Annotated in this window: 13 protein-coding genes; 3 read left to right on the forward strand and 10 right to left on the reverse strand. The window is 65.2% G+C overall.

Annotated elements, in window-relative coordinates; translation table 11 throughout:
- Positions 1-142 precede the first annotated feature (142 nt).
- Positions 143-1444: an MFS transporter gene (locus tag FHS94_RS17530; protein WP_184060310.1), complete on the forward strand. Its 1302-nt coding sequence runs from the start codon at positions 143-145 to the stop codon at positions 1442-1444.
- A gap of 37 nt (positions 1445-1481) precedes the next feature.
- On the opposite strand, the gene FHS94_RS17535 is transcribed toward FHS94_RS17530, so the two are convergent.
- The 9 genes from FHS94_RS17535 to FHS94_RS17575 form a co-directional block, all read right to left on the reverse strand.
- Positions 1482-2054, reverse strand: coding sequence for a transcriptional regulator (locus tag FHS94_RS17535; protein WP_184060312.1), 573 nt, complete (start codon positions 2052-2054; stop codon positions 1482-1484).
- A 116-nt stretch (positions 2055-2170) separates the two neighbouring features.
- On the reverse strand, positions 2171-2614 hold the full coding sequence (locus tag FHS94_RS17540) for a VOC family protein (protein WP_184060314.1): 444 nt from the start codon (positions 2612-2614) through the stop codon (positions 2171-2173).
- 71 nt (positions 2615-2685) lie between these two features.
- Positions 2686-3972 carry an MFS transporter gene (locus FHS94_RS17545; protein WP_184060316.1) on the reverse strand — a complete coding sequence of 429 codons (1287 nt, stop codon included), beginning with the start codon at positions 3970-3972 and terminating at the stop codon, positions 2686-2688.
- A gap of 69 nt (positions 3973-4041) precedes the next feature.
- Complete coding sequence (gene uxuA / locus FHS94_RS17550; RefSeq protein WP_343055346.1) at positions 4042-5232, reverse strand: mannonate dehydratase; 1191 nt, start codon at positions 5230-5232, stop codon at positions 4042-4044.
- Positions 5233-5319: 87 nt separating this feature from the next.
- Positions 5320-6477: a Gfo/Idh/MocA family protein gene (locus FHS94_RS17555; protein WP_343055347.1), complete on the reverse strand. Its 1158-nt coding sequence runs from the start codon at positions 6475-6477 to the stop codon at positions 5320-5322.
- Between the two features lie 42 nt (positions 6478-6519).
- Positions 6520-7800 carry a Gfo/Idh/MocA family protein gene (locus FHS94_RS17560; protein ID WP_184060321.1) on the reverse strand — a complete coding sequence of 427 codons (1281 nt, stop codon included), beginning with the start codon at positions 7798-7800 and terminating at the stop codon, positions 6520-6522.
- Complete coding sequence (locus tag FHS94_RS17565; protein ID WP_184060323.1) at positions 7800-8636, reverse strand: FAD:protein FMN transferase; 837 nt, start codon at positions 8634-8636, stop codon at positions 7800-7802. The genes FHS94_RS17560 and FHS94_RS17565 overlap by 1 nt, the downstream gene beginning before the upstream one ends.
- Before the next feature lie 5 nt (positions 8637-8641).
- A complete protein-coding gene (locus tag FHS94_RS17570; RefSeq protein WP_184060325.1) occupies positions 8642-9955 on the reverse strand; it encodes a Gfo/Idh/MocA family protein in 1314 nt (437 codons plus the stop codon).
- Between the two features lie 16 nt (positions 9956-9971).
- Positions 9972-11396 (reverse strand): 3-keto-disaccharide hydrolase, encoded by a 1425-nt coding sequence (locus tag FHS94_RS17575; RefSeq protein ID WP_246348846.1) that lies wholly within the window; start codon positions 11394-11396, stop codon positions 9972-9974.
- A gap of 214 nt (positions 11397-11610) precedes the next feature.
- Here FHS94_RS17575 and FHS94_RS17580 point away from each other — a divergent pair, with 214 nt between their 5' ends.
- Both FHS94_RS17580 and FHS94_RS17585 read left to right on the forward strand, forming a co-directional pair.
- The gene (locus FHS94_RS17580) at positions 11611-12354 is read left to right on the forward strand and encodes a FadR/GntR family transcriptional regulator (RefSeq protein WP_184060326.1); all 744 of its coding nucleotides are present in this window, start codon (positions 11611-11613) and stop codon (positions 12352-12354) included.
- A gap of 212 nt (positions 12355-12566) precedes the next feature.
- Positions 12567-15638, forward strand: a complete 3072-nt coding sequence (locus FHS94_RS17585; protein ID WP_184060328.1) for a TonB-dependent receptor — start codon at positions 12567-12569, stop codon at positions 15636-15638.
- 61 nt (positions 15639-15699) lie between these two features.
- On the opposite strand, the gene FHS94_RS17590 is transcribed toward FHS94_RS17585, so the two are convergent.
- Complete coding sequence (locus FHS94_RS17590) at positions 15700-16971, reverse strand: M20/M25/M40 family metallo-hydrolase (protein WP_184060352.1); 1272 nt, start codon at positions 16969-16971, stop codon at positions 15700-15702.
- Positions 16972-17041: the final 70 nt, after the last annotated feature.

Here is a 17041-nt window from a genome sequence, read left to right on the forward strand (position 1 = left end):
GAGGGTGAAGTGCCTTAATGATGGAGGTGGCTGGGCGTCCTCGGTTCGGGCATTGGCCGAACCTTCGCTGCCTTAACACAACCGGCCCCAGGTGACGCCAGCACCACTAGCGCGCCCGATCGTAGTGACCGATACGTGCCCCATGCCTTCGACCCTCACTGACCGCCGCCAGACCGCCCGCATCCTGCTGGCCAGCCTGGTCGGAACATCGGTCGAGTTCTACGACTTCTACATCTACGCGACCGCAACCAGCCTGGTGTTCGGCCCCCTGTTCTTTCCGGCCAGCTCTGCCTCGGCACAGCTCCTGTCATCCTACGCCAGCTTTGGCCTGGCGTTCCTGGCGCGCCCGCTCGGCGGCGTGCTTTTCGGGCATTTCGGCGACAGGATCGGGCGTAAATCCACTCTCGTCGCCTCACTGTTGCTGATGGGCGGATCAACGGCGGCGATCGCCTTTCTGCCGACCTACGCCATGATCGGCTGGCCCGCGCCGGCGCTGTTGTGCCTGCTCCGCTTTGGCCAGGGGCTGGGCCTGGGCGGCGAGTGGAGCGGCGCCGCGCTGCTGGCGGTCGAGAACGCCCCGCCCGGTTGGCGCGCCCGCTATGGCATGATGCCGCAACTCGGCGCCCCGATCGGGTTCATCGCCGCAAACGGCTTTTTCCTGCTTCTCGGGGCGACACTCAGCCCCGATCAGTTTCGGGATTGGGGCTGGCGAGTGCCGTTCCTGGCCAGCGCCCTCCTGGTCGGGCTGGGACTTTGGGTCAGGCTCAACCTTACGGAAACCGCCGCATTCGCGGCTGAACGCCGTGAGCACGCGCCTGCGCGCGTCCCGGTGACGCTGGTGCTGAAACAGTACCTTGGCGTGACGATTGCCGGCACGCTGGGCGTCGTTGCCTGTTTCGCCTTGTACTATATCGCGACCGCCTTCGCGCTTGGCTATGGGACAACCCAACTCGGCTATCCGCGCCAGGCGTTCCTCCAGGCACAACTCGGCGCGATCCTGTTCATGGCAGCGGGCATAGTCCTGGCGGGCTGGCTAGCCGACCGGACGAGCCAACGCGGGGTGTTGCTCGGCGGGTGCCTGGGTACGGTTCTGGCCGCAGCGTTGCTCCCGTCCCTGCTGGGGAGTGGCTCGATGGCGGGCGTGTTCGCGTTCATGGCCGTCGCCCTGCTTGCGATGGGCTTCGTCTATGGCCCGCTCGGCGCGTGGCTGCCCGGGCTGTTTCCCGCAGGCGTGCGATACACAGGCACGTCGCTGGCGTTCAACGTGGGCGGGGTGATTGGTGGCGGGCTGACCCCTGCCCTCGCTCAGCTGATGGCGGATCGGGGCGGATTGCGCCCCGTCGGCCTATATCTTGCCGGGGCGGCGGCGCTTAGCGCTATCGGCCTGCTCGCAGCCGGCCGCACCAGGCCCGAACACGAGGTTCTCGGCGCGCCTGAGCTGTAACAGCCAGCGCCCAACCGCCGAGGTGCGGGAGGTAGCTTCAGGCCCCGCCGCTATGGGCGGCCAGTTGCCGGGCGGCCAGTTCACGTGCGGCCTGTCGCAGGCGGCACCATGTGTCATACTCGCCCTGTGCATCGGCAAGCGCCCGGTGGGCAGGATGTGTCTCCTTGCCCGCGTTCGCCGCCGACACGAGCGCGCGCACCTCCTCATCCAGTCGCGCTTTCGGGAGGACGGCACGAAGGATCTCGGTGGCCGTCGCCCTCAGCGCCTCGTCCGTGTCTCGCAATCGTAGAGCATGGCGGGGGAGCCCGGCCCCGCGCAGGAGAACGCTCAGCCATTTGCCATCCGACGATGGCGCGCTGGCGAAGAGGTCGTGCTCGCTTAGCGCCTCGACCATGCGGGCGGCGACGATGTCGTGGGATTCACCCTCGCTCGCCAGCGTCTCTCGGCTGATGCCATGAATCGCCTGCGAAGCGTCATCCCAGTCGGTCCACTCAGGCGCCGGCCTGATCAGGTGACTTTCCGAGCGGCCATCCTGGAACACCCAGGCGACCTCCACGGGAAAGCTCTGGTCAAACAGCGACGACGCTTCGAAATCCAGAAAGACGTTCACGCGGCCGATCTGGCCCAGTCAGAGGCGTTCGCCAAGCTATGATCGTGGACGACCCGCTCCTCTGGCAGGGCGCTACCCTGTCCTGCTTACCGGCTCACCTGCGCCGAAACAGGTTGTCATTGCGTCACCACCCCGCGTCGATCGCTCACCTCGATCCAGTAGCCATCCGGGTCCTGAACATAGATCTGGCGCACACCGTCGAAGCGGGTCTGCATCGTGCTCGGCTTGCCGGCAAGGTTGGTCCACGCACGTCCGTGCCGGTCGAACCAGGCCGTAACGGTCGCCAGGTCGTCGACATGGATCGCAAGATGCTCGTCCCGGTTGGACGGTTTCGGCGCGACCCGCCCATTCAATATATGCAAGGCAACGCCGTTCCCCAGGTCGAGCCAGCGGCGGTTTTTGAGCGGGGTGGGAATGAGCCGGAGTCCAAAAGCCTCGTGGTAGAACGCCGCACTGCGATCGAGATCGGCCGCCTGGATCGCCACATGCTCCACCTGCGCCACGGTTCCGCTGCCCGCCTGGGGTGTTCCGGCCAGCAGCAAGAGAAAGGCCCAGGTCATGATCGATCTCCGGTCACGGGTTGGAATATGGACGAAGGGCGACGGTGCAGGGGCGCGACCTGCCGACCGCCTCACCTTGTTTCTGTCTCTCCGATGCGCGGCAGCAGCACGTGCATGATCGCAAGGGCAATCAGATAAGCGCTGCTCGCCCACACGAAGACTGGCCAATAAGAGCCGAGGGACTCCAGCGTCCGACCGACATATTGCGCCATGATCATGCCGCCGATCGCTCCCGCCGCGCCACCGATGCCCATGACCGAAGCAACTGACCCGTGTGGAACGGTGTCAGAGACAACAGCATACAGGTTCGACGACCACCCTTGATGCGCGGCCGCCGCCAGGCCCAGGATCGCAACCGCAGTCCACAGGTGGGAGGCGCCGCTCGCGAACAGGATGGGGACGACGCACAGGGCGCAGACAAGCAGAGCAGTCTTGCGCGCCACGTTCACGGTGGAGCCACGCTTGATCAGAGCCGACGAAAGCCAGCCTCCTCCAATGCTGCCCGCATCGGCCAGCAGGTACACGGCGATCAAGGGTGGGCCGAAGCTCTTCAGGTCGAGATGGTACTGCTTCGACAGGAAGTCGGGCAGCCAGAACAGAAACAGGTACCAGACCGGATCGGTCAGGAACTTGGCCGTGGCGAAGGCCCAGGTCGGACGCTGCATGAACAATCGGCGCCAGGGTACGCTCTTCTGTGGCTGCGTGGCGGCGTCCGCCTCGATAAGCGCGCGCTCGGATGCGCTGACGCGGGGGTGTTCGGCAGGCGGACGATAGAAGGCCAGCCACGCCAGCAGCCACACGAACCCAAGCAATCCGGTGACGATAAAGGCCGCCTCCCAACCGAAGCGAATGGTTAGAAGCGGCACCACAATTGGGGTGGCGATCGCCCCCACATTGGCACCGGCGTTGAGGATGCCAGCGGCCAACGCGCGTTCGCGCCTCGGGAACCACTCGGTGACTGTCTTGATAGCGGCGGGGAAGTTGGCGGACTCACCCAGGCCAAGAAGGAAACGCGCGCCGGAAAAGCCGAACGGCGTCCGCACAAAGGCGTGGAGCATGGCGGCAAAGCTCCACAGGCCGATCGCGGCCGCATAGCCCAGCCGCGTCCCGATGCGGTCGATCACCGGGCCGCAAGCCAGCAGCCCTATCGCATAGGCCGCCTGGAACCAGAACACGATGTTGCCGTAGTCGATCTCACTCCAGCCGAGTTCCGTCTCCAGCGTCGGCTTCAGGATGCCGATGATCTGCCGATCGACATAGTTGATCGTGGTCGCCAGGAAGAGAAGCGCGCAGATGATCCAGCGGACATTGCTGGACGGGCGGGCAAGCGCCGCTGCCGGACTATTCTGCGACGCCATCGTGTCCCTCTCCCTTGTTCTTTTGTTGGCCGCGGCATGGGCATTGAACCTCTCGTGCCGCGCCCCGTGCTACGCTGCGGCGTGAGCGATGCCGCGTTCCAGCCCACGCAACTCGGCCAGACCGCGCATGCGGCCGATCAGCGAGTAGCCGGGGTTGGTCTTCTTGGTCAGGTCGTCCATCATCTGGTGCCCGTGGTCGGGGCGCATCGGCAGCGACCGGCCTGATTGACGTTGTAGCCGGAACAACGCGTCGACAATCTGCGCCATGCGGGCATTGCCCTCCAGATGCGCCGCCTCATGGAAGGAGCCGTCCGGCTCGTGCTGGACCGAACGGAGGTGAACAAAGCCGATCCGGTCGCCCAGCCGTTCGACCATGCCGGGAAGATCATTGTCCAGCCGCGCACCGAAGGAACCGCTACAGAAGCACAAACCATTCGCGGCGCTGGGCACCCGCTTGAACAAGGCGGTCACGTCGGCCTCGGTGCTGACAACGCGTGGCAGACCGAAGATCGGGAAAGGTGGATCGTCCGGATGCACCACCAGTTGCAGGCCGACCTCCTCAGCAACCGGGCATACCGCCTCCAGGAAGGCGGCGTGGTGTTCGCGCAGCCGGTCGGCGCCCACGTCCGCATAGCCGTTGATCGCGCGCAGGAACTCGGCGGAGGTGAAGCTTTCCTCGCTGCCCGGCAGCCCCGCGATGATCGTCCGCTCAAGCCTTTGGCGCGCTTCCTCGTCCATCTCGTGAAAGCGCTGGTCGGCCGCAGCGCGCAGCGCGTCATCATAGTCGCGCGCGGCATCGGGCCGGCGCAGGATGTGCATGTCATAGGCGGCGAGCGCGACCGGCTCAAACCGCAGCGCCAGCGCCCCGTCCGGCAGTGCCCAGGCAAGGTCGGTGCGCGTCCAGTCAAGCAACGGCATGAAATTGTACGTGACAACCTTCACGCCCCCCGCGGCAAGGTGGCGCAGGCTCTCGCGATAAGCATCCAGGTACCGATCGCAATCAGGCGTGCCGAGCTTGATGTCCTCATGGACCGGCAGGCTCTCCACGACTGTCCAGCCCAGGCCCGCGCGCTCGATCTCCGCCCGGCGCTCACGAATGGCTTCCAGGCTCCACACGGCGCCGTTCGGCACCTCGTGCAGGGCCGTTACCACCTCGGTCGCACCGGCCTGGCGGATGTCGCGCAGCGAGACCGGGTCGGCGGGTCCGAACCAGCGCATCGTCTGCGTCATCAGCACCGGGCTGCCCTGTTCTTCTGTCACCACTTCCCTCGATTCATCGGATCGCCCCTCAACGCTTGGCACACCCGAACTTTTTTCCACACAATTCCGATCAGCCAGCCGCCGACATCATGCGTTGGTCGCCCGCGTCGCCCTGGCCTGCGCGGTCAGCACCAGTTCGGCCGCCAGTAGGGCGCCCTCCTGGTCCTGCGCCACTGACGTGCGTTCGACGATATCGGTGATGAACTGCGGCCCGAACGGCAGCGGCACCTTTGAACAGTCCATGTAGCGCATGCCCTTCTTGTCGGCGATGAACAGGTGGTTGCCACCCGGCCGCCCCGCGACATCGACATATTTGCGAAGCTCGATGTAACCCTCGGTCCCCAGGATGAAGAGGCGGCCGTCGCCCCAGGTTGACAGCCCGTCGGGTGTGAACCAGTCGACCCGGACATAGCCAGTGCCGCCGTCCCCGTGCAGCACCATGTCGCCGAAGTCCTGGAATTGCGGGTGTTCGGGATGGGCGAAGTTGCCGACCTGTGACGCCACGACCTGCGCGCGCTTCGTCCCGGTCAGATAAACGAACTGGTCTGCCTGGTGGCTGCCGATGTCGGTCAGGATGCCGCCGTTGCGGGCGGGATCCCAGAACCATTCGGGTCGGTTCGGCGCGCCCAGGCGGTGCGGAGCGAGGTTCACGGTCTGGATGACGCGCCCGATCGCTCCGTCATGCACCATCTGCCCGGCCTGGACCGCCGCGGGTACCTCCAGTCGCTCGGAATACATGATGCCGAACTTCTTGCCCGTGTCCCGGATCGCGGCGCGCACCTGCGCCAGTTGCTCCAGCGTGACGATCGCTGCCTTGTCACCCAGGTAATCCTTGCCCGCGCGCATCGCCTTGATGCCCAGCGGCGCGCGCAGGGCAGGAACCGCCGCGCTGCAGATCAGCTTGATCTTGGGGTCGTTGATGACCTCGTCCTCGGACCGGGCCAGCCTGACGCCGGGATAGCGCTTCTGGAACGCAGCGACTTGCGAGGGCACGGCGGAGTAGAAGCTGGTCAGGACGCCGCCGCCCCGGATCATCGCGTCGGTAATGGCATAGATGTGGCCGTGGTCCATCCCGACCACGCCGAACGGCACGCGATACTTCGCCTCCGGTGCCGGTCGCGCAGGGGCACTTTCGGTGGGCGCGTCGCCGCGGGACGTCGATTGGGCAAGCGCTTCACCGGCGATGCCGGTCAGGCCGGCGGCGGCGGCAAGGCCCAGGAGAGTGCGGCGGTCGGTTTGGGTCACGGTCACTCCGTCGAGCATGTGAGAGGGTGGGACATGGGCGGGTCAGACCTCGACCAGCGATGTCGGCCAGGTCATCGCCTCGCCCCGGTCCATCGCTTGTTCGCCGAGCAGAGATGCGACGCTTGCCCGGTACGCCTGCGCAAGCAGGCCGGGCAGAGGCTTGCCGGATCGAACCGCCTCCCCGAACCCTTCGAACTGAAGCATCGTCTCGTCATACTCGCCCCAGCCAAGCGACTCGCCGGGCGTGGTGACGGGCAGTTCGGGGAACCAGGTCGCCCCGCCGATCGGCACCGTCCGCTTGCTGCCCCGCGCTACGTCCTGGTGCATGCGCTGCAGCGCCAGCACCTTGGGCGGCACTTCTGCATAGATGCGGCCGAGTTCGGGTTCGATCGTCCCCTTGCTGCCTTGGATCTGCTCTTCGCAGCCATAGCGCGCGTTGTTGAGCAGCGAGGTGTAGATGAACTTTCGGCCGCCGCTATATTCATAGATCAGCGCGACATGGTCATAGACCTCGCGCCCGTCCTTCCAGAAACAGATGCTGCCTGATCCGATCACTCGCGTCGGCACCGCGTCCAGGAACCAGTTGCCGACCTGAAGCTGATGGGTCGCGAGCTCGGTCATCAGCCCCGCCGAGCTCTCCCGATACAGCCGCCAATTTATGTGGCGATCGTCGGTGCCGGCCGGAACGGGGCGACGCCAGCTGTTGTTGCGATGCCAGCTGGCGCGAACCTGGGTGATCTCACCGATCTCACCTGCCTTCACCCGCTTCAGCGCGTTGAGGTAGGTGGGGTGGAACATGCGCTGATGCCCGATCTGCAGGACCTTGTTCGCCGCCCGGGACTTGGTGATCATCGCACCGCAATCGCTGATGGTGCGGGCCATGGCCTTCTCGCACCACACATGCAGCCCGGCATCAAAGCCGTCGGTGGCGTGGCGCGCGTGCTGGTTGAGCGGCGTCGCGATCACCAGCGCATCGATGCCGCGAGCGTCCAGCATGGCACGGTGATCGGCAAAGGCAGGGACGCTCGCCCCGACGATCTCGCGCCCCTTGGCAAGGTGAGGCGCGAAATTGTCGCAGATGGCCGCCACCGTACAGTTGCGCGACTTGGCGATGTTGCGGATCAGCGCGCGGCCACGGTCGCCGGTGCCGATCACGCCCAATCGCACGCGATCGCCTGTGGCGGGCATCATCGGCGCCGCTGATGCAGCGTTGGCAGCACTGACCGCCCATGGCGCCGCCGCCGCAACGCCCGCGCCGGCGGTCGCCATCAAGACACGATCGAGGAAAGACCGACGCGTGAGGTCGAAGGCCTGGTCGGACATTACGCACATTTCCTTGAGTGTTCGGTCGCCAGCCTGAGGTCGAAGCGGAAGCGACGCCCCACTCTGTCCCTAAGCAGGCGTGCAGCCGCCTGCTGGTCGGCAACCAGTAGCGCAGTGCTCATGATCTCGGCGAGTGTGGCGTTCGGCTCGACCGAAACGGCACAAGCGGGCAGCGTGACAGCGGCCCCCAACCGAGAATGGACAATCGCGGCGCGTTCAGGCGCCCGCGTGCCGGCCCCGATGGTGGCGGAAATGGACAGGGCCTGATCGCAAAGCTCAACGGCCAGCAGCTCCACGTCGGGCTGTTCGGGATGCGGAATCGAAAACGGCCACAGACCGCCGAGCGGATGCTCCCCGATCACCGCGATCGAGCTTTCGCCCGCTGTCAGCAATGCCGATCCTACCCCGGCTTCGCGCAGCGCGGCGCTGGCCCGATCGAGGGCGAACCCCTTCCCCAGGCCGCCGAAGTCCAAAGCGATCGGCCGCTCCGCCGCAATTCGGCGAGCGGCATGGTCGAACGTGACCATCGACCAATCGGTGCCCGTTCGCAGGTCCGCCGCGACGTCGAACAGCCCCTCGGTTGCGGCATGACCGTCGGCCGCCGCCTCTACCGCGCGGAACAGCAGCTCGTCCTCCAGCGCGGCGGTGCGGCCGGCCAGCAGTGCTTCGTTCATCGCCGTCGCGGGCGAAGGCCGGTGGATCGTCAGCGCATCATCGACCGCCTCGATCGCGCGGCGTGCGGCGGCGAGCGCGGCGTCGGCGCCGTCGCCGAACCGGTGCAGTTCAACCCGCGTACCCATCGCCGCGAAGCGCATGATGTCGGCCGACCCCGCCATGTCGGTCAGACCTTGACCTCCCAGCCGGGTTGGTAGTCGACCGACCACAGCTTCATCGCCTCGGCGCTCGACGGCTTGCCGGTGGCGGGATCCACCGTCAGCGCCTGGTCGGTACGATAGGCCATGTTGCCGAGGTGGCAGATGGTGGTGCTGACATGCGCTTCCTCGATGGGGGAGTTGAGCGTGCTGGTCTTGCCCCGGATCGCATCAACCAGGTTGCCGGCATGATAAACGTCGAGCACGCCTTCCCCGACCGTGCCCGTCGTCTCCGACGTCGCAGCGGCGGCCACCACCTTGGTCTGCTTGCCGGACAGGTCGTACAATTCGAAGCCGTTCCGGTCGACCACGGCCGATCCCTTGGTCCCGAGCAGCAGCACGCCGCGTCCACGGCCGAAGCGGGGCATGGCGTTTCCGCTCTGGCCGTCCCAGCGGATCGTGCGCCCGCCGTCATAGGCGAGCTCCAGCGCCATGGTGTCGTACATCTCCCAATCATCGTTGTTGAAGAACTGGCGAGAACCCCGCGCCACGACCTGCTGGGGATAGGCGAGCCCCATCAACCAGCGCGCGACATCGATTTCGTGCATGCCGTTGTTGCAGATCTCGCCGGTGCCGTACTGCCAGACCCAATGCCAGTTATAGGGCACCAGGTTCGCCCGGTATGCCGCGCGAGGACGCGGGCCCTGCCACAGGTCCCAGTCCAGGTTAGCGGGGGGCGCAACCTGCTGACCACGGCCGATCGGCTTGCGCGCCATGCCGTACCAGCACTGCGCTTCATAAACTTGGCCAAGCTCGCCGGCCTTGATCAGCTCGCCAAGCTGACGTGTCTCAGGGCTCGACCGCTGCTGGTTGCCGATCTGCAGCTTGCGCCCGGTCTGCTTCTGCACGGCGATCATCGCCTCGCCTTCCGACGGCGCGAGGCCGACGGGCTTCTCACAATAAACGTGATGGCCCGTGTGCATGGCATCGGTTGCAATCTTCACGTGCGAGAAGTCGGGGGTGGCAACAGTGACCACGTCCACGCTCTTGCGATCGAGCAGGCGGCGATAATCCCGTTCCGTCTTCACGGCAGGATTGCCACGTCCCGCGAATTCCGCAGCGCGCTTCGCCAGCACGGCACTGTCGCAATCGACGAAGTGCGTGATCTGGACGTTCGGCACCTTGGTAAAGGCGCCCATATGCGCCTGCCCGCGCCCGTTCACGCCGACGATCGCAACCTGGATGCGATCATTGGCGCCCTTGATCCGCGCATAGCTGCTTGCCGACATGGCGACGCCCAGCGTGGCGCCAGCGCCCTTTATCATCGTGCGACGGTCCAGCATCGGCCCTCCCCTCCAGTTAGAATTGACGGATCTTGATCGAGCGGAAATCCACCCGGTCACCATGGTCCTGCAGCAGGATCGGGCTTTGCGCCCAGGCCCCAAAACCCTTCTGGCCAGCAAACTTGCTCTGCGCGACAGCCTCCTCGAAAGCAGGGGAACCGCGCTCGAACTCGACCATCTTGAAGCCGTTCAGCCAGTGCTCGACATGGTTGCCCCGCACCACGATAACGGCCCGATTCCATTCGCCCGGCGGGTTGATCCGCTTGCCCGGATTGGGCGGGTCAAGAAGGTTGCGCGGCGTGATCAGGTCGTACAGCGACGCCAGGGTGCGGTTGCCATCGCGGCCCATCTTCGCGTCCGGATGACGGTCATCGTCCAGCAACTGGTACTCCAGCCCGACCGAGGACGTGCCTGGGGCAATTCGGTACTTGATGCCGCTGTTCGCGCCGGGGGTCAGCCGGTAGTCGACGGAAAGCTCGAAATTCCGGTAGCTGCGGTCGGTGATCAGGTCGCCGCCGCCGCCCGTCGTCGACAGTGCACCGTCGGCGACGGACCAGCCACGCTGCGGAAAGCCGCCGCCCTTGTTGCTGCGCCATCCCTTGGTGCTGCTGCCGTCCCACAACAGCGTCCAACCATCCCGGCGTTCCCCCGCGCCCAGCTTGTTGGCAAGCCACCCCTGCTGCTCCAGCTTGGTTTCGGGCAAGGCGTAGCGGGCGGGATCCTGGGTGATGAGGCGCACATTGCGGAAGCGGGCTTCGGGTCCCTTGCGTGCCTGCTCGTCGGGGATGGCATGGACCTGGAACGCGATGAATCCGCGCGCATCGGTGTCGTCGGCTATGTCGGCCGCCGGAACACCGTTGATCCAGGTACGCAGGCGATTACCGATCGCCTCGATGCGGTAATGATTCCAGTCGCCTGAGCGGAAGGCCCGGCGTGCAGGGTCATTGCGGCCAAGGCTGTACAGCCACAGGCGGCGCTGTTCGTCATACAGGCCCGCGCTCCAGGCCCGCGCCGACGGATCAATCTCCGCCTGGTAACCGTGCACGACGCCGTTGCGATAATCTGGCCGACTCTGGCCGCGCACCATGACCCCGGAATTGAGAACCGGGTCCGTCCTGGCGTCGAACTCCATGATATAGTCGCCATAGGTGGCGTCCGACACGAGCCAGCTGTTCGTCTTGCCCGGCACGGCGCGGCCGACCAGTTCGCCGTTCACTACCTCATAGGTCGCGCTGCCGCCCGTGCGGTGCCAACCCTGCAAGCCCGCGCGCGGAGTGATGTCCTGCCACGGCGGCGTCACCTGTGCCACCAGCGGGGCGACGGGAACGGCGGACCCGGCCAGCGCAGCGCCGGTCCAGACGGCCGCCGTCAGCAACGCCCTGGTCATGCCGCGTCCAGAACGGTGGACGAATATGTTCGCGTTTCCCGTCGGTCCTGCCATCACCCTCATCCCTGCCTGCGCTTCGGTCGTTGCCGCCGCGCTTATCTGCCAAGAGCGTAGAAGGTGGTCGGGCCACATGCAATAGCCTGTCAGGCACTTCTCTGCTGGCCTGCGAAAAGCCGCAGGGCCAAAGGCTTGACTAGGCGCACTCACGGCAGGATGGCAGCGGTAACAGGCCATCCAGGCCGCACGCAGATCACTTCCGGGAAAGAACATGTCAGGCAGAAGCGGCGGCAAGCTGTATCGCACGATCGTGCAGGCCATCATCGCGGATATCTCTGCCGGCGTGTATCCCATCGGGTCGCGCCTCCCCGCGGAACGTGACCTGACGGAGCGATTCGGGGTCAGCCGCCCGACCATCCGCGAGGCGATGATCGCGCTGGAAATGCAGGGCCTTGTTGAGGCGCGCAAGGGATCTGGGGTTTTCGTGCTCGCCTCGTCCAGCGATGAGGCTGGTGAGGAATTCGACATCGGCGCATTCGAGATCACCGAAGCGCGTCGCTTGGTCGAGGGCGAGGTTGCCGCGGTTGCCGCGACCGAAATCGACGATGCCCAGCTGGCGGTTTTGCGCGGATTGCTGGACGAGATGGCAGTAGAAGACGTTACCGCCGCAGAGGACGCCGACCGCCGATTCCACATCGGGATCGCAGAAGCGACCGGCAACGCAGTGATAATCAACGCGGTCACGGATTTCTGGGACATGCGCTTCCGCTCGCCACTGGCCCGGCAGGTGCTGGTCAAGGCAGGCAGCCTTGGCACAAAGGAGCGGCTGGAGGAGCATGGCCGCATCCTGCGCGCACTGGAGGCGCACAATCCGGCAGAGGCGCGGCTTGCGATGCGCGATCACCTGTCCCGCGTCATCGACCATCTGCTCCACGTCAACGAGGCGGAAGCCGTTGAACGCGCGCGGGCAGAAACCGATCTGCGGCGCCGCGCTTTCGCTCGTCGAGCTGTCTGACTTCCGTCCTTACGGCTTGTCTCGCGCTGCCGATAGCGGCGTGAATACCACACCATGCCTGTTGCTGGCAGGAGATGATGCCCGACCAATTACGGTCTATTGTCTTACACCTTTTCCGATGTTACTCGACTCCCGGACAGATGCCGACAGCCGGCACGTCTAGCGCCACAGGCTTCCAGCAAAGGAGGTCGGGCACAACAGGGAGAGGGCGCGTGAAGCTTTACCGCGGCAATCGACATCGTCTGCTCGTATCGACCAGCCTGGCGGCAGCGCTCTTGGTGGGAATCACTGGGGCGCAGGCGCAAACCGGCACAACCACCAACCCATCGGACGTGACCAGCCAGGTCGGCGCGCCCCAGGCGGGCCAAACCGATCAGACGGGCGCACCTGCGCAAGTACCGCAAGAACGTACCGAGGAGTCACAGCAGCCAGACGTGGTCGTCACCGGGTTCCGGGCCTCGCTGAACAGTGCGCTGAACGCCAAGCGCAACGAAACCGCTGCGATCGACAGCATCGTCGCGGAGGACATCGGCAAGTTCCCTGACTCAAACCTCGCCGAATCCATGCAGCGCATCCCGGGCGTCGCCCTGTCGCGCGGTGATGGCGGCGAGGGGCGCAACATCTCGGTCCGCGGTCTCGGCTCCCAGTTCACGCGAGTCCGAATCAACGGCATGGAAGGCGTGTCGCAGGTCAGCGGCAGCGACATCCGGGGCGGCGTCGCCACCGGGCGCTCGTTCGACTTCGTGACCTTCCCGACCGAGATCTTCTCATCCCTGGCCGTGCGCAAGACCCTCTCCGCCGACGTGGAAGAGGGCTCCCTGGGCGCCACGGTCGACCTGCGCGCGCCCAAGCCCTTCGATCAGAAGGGCAGTGACTTTGTCCTCACCGGGACCGCACGCGGGATCTACAACGACATCCGCAAAAAGGTCGATCCGCGCCTGTCCGCGCTCGTGTCCAAGAAGTTCGGTGACACGTTCGGCATCCTCGGCAGCATTGCCTATTCGAAGCGCCACATCGAGGAATATGCCTATTCGGCGGTCGATGTCGTGCCAACCACGGTGTACGGCCAGGCACAGCCCGCCGGGACGGCGAACGCGGGCGTGATCTTCCCGTTCTGCACCCCGATCGGCTACACCTTCAATGGCTCACCTGCGACCAGCCCCGTGCCCGGCTATACCCAGCCGAACGGCGTCTCGATCGGTTCCGACGCCGCCAATTGCAGCACCGGCAACCCGCGCACGGGTACCGTTGATGCCTATAACTACATCATGAGTCGAACCGGCGTGAACGGGCGTCCCGGTGGCGGCGTCTACCTGCCCCGCCTTCCGCGGCCGGTGAAGAGCAGCCAGGAGCAGGATCGTCTTGCGGGCACCCTGACCCTGCAATGGAAGCCGACCGACCAGACCGACATCTCGCTGGACGGCCTGTATTCCCGTTTCAAGGTGAACCGGCTCGACACTTACTTCGACGCCCGATCGTTCGGCCGCGCCATCTCGAACAACGGCCAGCCGCTTACCTCGGTTCGCGAGATCGAGGTCGATGACAATGGCTCACTGGTCCACGGCCTGTTCGACGGTGTCGACCTGCGCTCCGAAATGCAGGACGAGCGGTTCACCTCCACCTTCAAGCAGGCGAACTTTAACGTAGACCATCGTTTCTCGGACAGCTTCCGGGTGTTCGGTCTCGCCGGCATCAATCAATCTCTGCTCGACGTAAACCGCCTTCAGGTGGCGATCGACTCCAACGACACCCGCGATTTCTCCATCGACTTCCGTGACAATCCCGACATCCCGAAAATCGGCTACGGTATCGATACGACCAACGCTGCCCTGTTCCAGTACGGTCCCCCGCTGCCCAACGGCGACCAGCGCGGTCAGCTTTCGAACTTCATTCGTCGCAACCGCATCACCAGCAAGACCTTTGAACTGAACGGTGATTGGGAGGCAGCCCCCGGGTTCAACATCCAGGTCGGCGGCCAGTACCGAACAAACCGGTACACCGCGCGTGAGCGGCAGCTTGGCACCACTACGCCCCTGGCACTGCCGGCCGGCGTGTCGATCGCTGACTTCGCCTTTGTGACGAGGGGTGTGAAGAGCAACCTCGACGGGCAGCTACAGGACTTTGTTTCAATCGATCCGAACAAGTTCCGCGAGGCAGTCGGCCTCGACGACTATGCTTATTGCAGCCTGGAATGCGCGCGCGGCACCTATGGCGGCGTGTATGAGAAGTACAAATCCGGGTACTTGATGTTCAAGTTCAACACGGAAGACGTACTGCCGATCGGCATCCGCGGCGACGCCGGCGTGCGCTATGTGCACACCAACCTCGACACTTATGGCCCGATCACCGTGGCGAGCCCGGCCGGGTCGCTCTACTCGTCGCGCTTTGAGATCTCCAAGGTCAACCGCAGCTATGATGACTGGCTGCCTGCACTGAACGTCGCGGTGGACATTACGCCCGAGTTGATCGGGCGCGTCGCGGCAGCCCGCGTCATGTCGCGCCCTTCCTATGGGCAGTTGATCCCGGCGGGCTCCGCCAACCTCGTCATCCAGACGGCGTCGTTCAGCAACCCGTTCCTCGACCCGATCCGCGCGAATACCTTTGATGCGTCGCTCGAATGGTATTTTGCACCGGGCTCGCTCCTGTCGGTCGCTTATTTCTACAAGAACATCGAAACCTACATACAAACGACCAGCCAGCAGGTCGCCTTCCAGGATATCGGCCTGCCCCTGTCGCTGCTGTCCGGCACGCAGCTACGCCCGACGGACCTTTTCACCGTACAGCGGAGCAACAACACGCCGGGCGGGCCACTTCGCGGTTTCGAGCTGAACGTGCAGCTTCCCTTCCGCTTCCTGCCAGGCGCGCTGCGTAACTTCGGAGCTCTCGCCAACTTCACGCGGGTTCGGTCAAACATCAACTACGTCATCTCGTCATCGCTGTCCCGCACGGCACCGCTGGTGGGTCTTTCGCCCGAAACGGCCAGCGGCACGCTTTACTACGAGGACAAGAAGTTCAGCATCCGCTCCACCATCAACTATCGATCAGGATTCCTGACCGCCGTCCCCAGCGGCTCCGTCGATGCGGACTCCACCGCGAATGCGAGCTCGATCTTCGTCGATGCGTCCGCGTCCTACAACCTGAACGAGCACGCCAAGCTGATTGCCGAAGTGTCGAACATCACCAATGAAACGAACCGGCTCACGGTCGACACCAAGCGTCAGGATCCGCTGTACACTGCCTATTTCGGACGGACCTACGCGCTCGCGGTCAATTTCCAGTTCTGACAAACGGGAGAACGAGAGCCCGCCCACGCAAGGGCGGGCTCAATGTACGCCCGTGCTCGCCTCAACGACGCCGCGGAGCCCGCTCGCCAAAGGTGACCAGGCTCTCCGCGCCGTCGGCAGACAGGGCAGACACGCCAATGAAGTTGTCGTCCACGATAACGTCCTTCAGCAACACCTCCGTCGCCGCGGCGGGCAGGTCACGCTGATCCGTCCAGTCCTGCTTGTCGTTGCGCCGCCAACGGACCCGATAACCCGACGCACCGGGGACAGCGGCCCATGAACCGGTCGTGTCCGCACTCAGCGCGCCGTTGAGCGACACCGTAGCGGGTGCAGCTGGCGCAGCCGCCAGACGGGAAAGCGTCGCCACGTTGATTGCAGCGACCTTGGCGAGATAGGGGAAATCCATCTTGTCGACGGTGTCGCCATATTCGATGCCGCCGTCCGTCCGCAGGTCCTGGTGCTGCTGCGTATAGTTCTCGATCCCCACCGAAAAGCGCACCGCTGGATAGCCAAGCTTCAGAAACGGCTCATGATCGCCACCCCTTCCGAAGCGATCGGGGCGGCGGACGACCATCACGTCGATGCCGCCTGGAATGGCGCCCGCAACCTTGTCGACTGCCTTGGCAAGCGCACGGCTGGGGCCATCATCCTCGCCGCCGATCGCACGGCGGTTGAGCTGTCCCGGCTGGTCCTCGATCGCGCGTATGCCCTCGGAAAACACGCGGACGCGATCCGCCACGCGTTGTCCGTTCTGCCCCATCGTGTTGCCGACAATGTCGTTGTTGAGCACGGCCGATATTGTCCAGCCACGCTGCTTGACCGTGTCCGCCAGCAGTTGCGCGCCAAGCAGGCCCTGCTCCTCGCCCGACAAGGCGGCGTAGACGATGGTCGCCTTGAACTTCTTGCCCGCCAGCAGCCGCGCCGCTTCCAGCACAACCGACACGCCCGACGCGTCGTCATTGGCCCCGGGGGCGTCGCTCGTCGTATTCATCACATCGGTGACGCGGCTGTCGATGTGACCCTGGATGATCACCACGCGGTTGGGCTCGCTGCCAGGCTGGATGGCCAGCACGTCCACGACGTTGCCGCCCTTTGGCACCCGTTCGTTCGTGAAAACGCGCTCGATGGTGGTCACCTGAAGGCAATTACCGCACGACCGGCCGGTCCGCTTCATCTCGTCGCCGAACCAGCGTCGCGCCGCGCCGATCCCGCGCTTCGGATTGTTCGGGTCCGAAAGCGTGTGCCTGGTGCCAAAGCTGACCAGCTTTTCGACATTGGCCTTTAGCCGGGCCGGGTCGGGACCTGCTTGCGCACTGGCGGCGCTGGGCAGCATCAGGACGGCGGCAGCCAGTAACGTCAGATGCGATCGCGGCTGCGGCGCGATGCTGGGCAGGTCGGAATGG

The sequence above is a fragment of the Sphingomonas aerophila genome (assembly GCF_014199305.1).
Lineage (GTDB): Bacteria > Pseudomonadota > Alphaproteobacteria > Sphingomonadales > Sphingomonadaceae > Sphingomonas > Sphingomonas aerophila.

What these genes read in the sequence shown, in the direction of transcription:
- FHS94_RS17570 (WP_184060325.1), bottom strand. Translation starts at nt 9,955, where the DNA reads ATGCTGGACCGTCGCACGATGATAAAGGGCGCTGGCGCCACGCTGGGC.
- FHS94_RS17560 (WP_184060321.1), bottom strand. Translation starts at nt 7,800, where the DNA reads ATGTCCGACCAGGCCTTCGACCTCACGCGTCGGTCTTTCCTCGATCGT.
- FHS94_RS17580 (WP_184060326.1), top strand. Translation starts at nt 11,611, where the DNA reads ATGTCAGGCAGAAGCGGCGGCAAGCTGTATCGCACGATCGTGCAGGCC.
- FHS94_RS17540 (WP_184060314.1), bottom strand. Translation starts at nt 2,614, where the DNA reads ATGACCTGGGCCTTTCTCTTGCTGCTGGCCGGAACACCCCAGGCGGGC.
- FHS94_RS17590 (WP_184060352.1), bottom strand. Translation starts at nt 16,971, where the DNA reads ATGCTGCCCAGCGCCGCCAGTGCGCAAGCAGGTCCCGACCCGGCCCGG.
- FHS94_RS17575 (WP_246348846.1), bottom strand. Translation starts at nt 11,396, where the DNA reads ATGGCAGGACCGACGGGAAACGCGAACATATTCGTCCACCGTTCTGGA.
- FHS94_RS17565 (WP_184060323.1), bottom strand. Translation starts at nt 8,636, where the DNA reads ATGGCGGGGTCGGCCGACATCATGCGCTTCGCGGCGATGGGTACGCGG.
- FHS94_RS17530 (WP_184060310.1), top strand. Translation starts at nt 143, where the DNA reads ATGCCTTCGACCCTCACTGACCGCCGCCAGACCGCCCGCATCCTGCTG.
- FHS94_RS17545 (WP_184060316.1), bottom strand. Translation starts at nt 3,972, where the DNA reads ATGGCGTCGCAGAATAGTCCGGCAGCGGCGCTTGCCCGCCCGTCCAGC.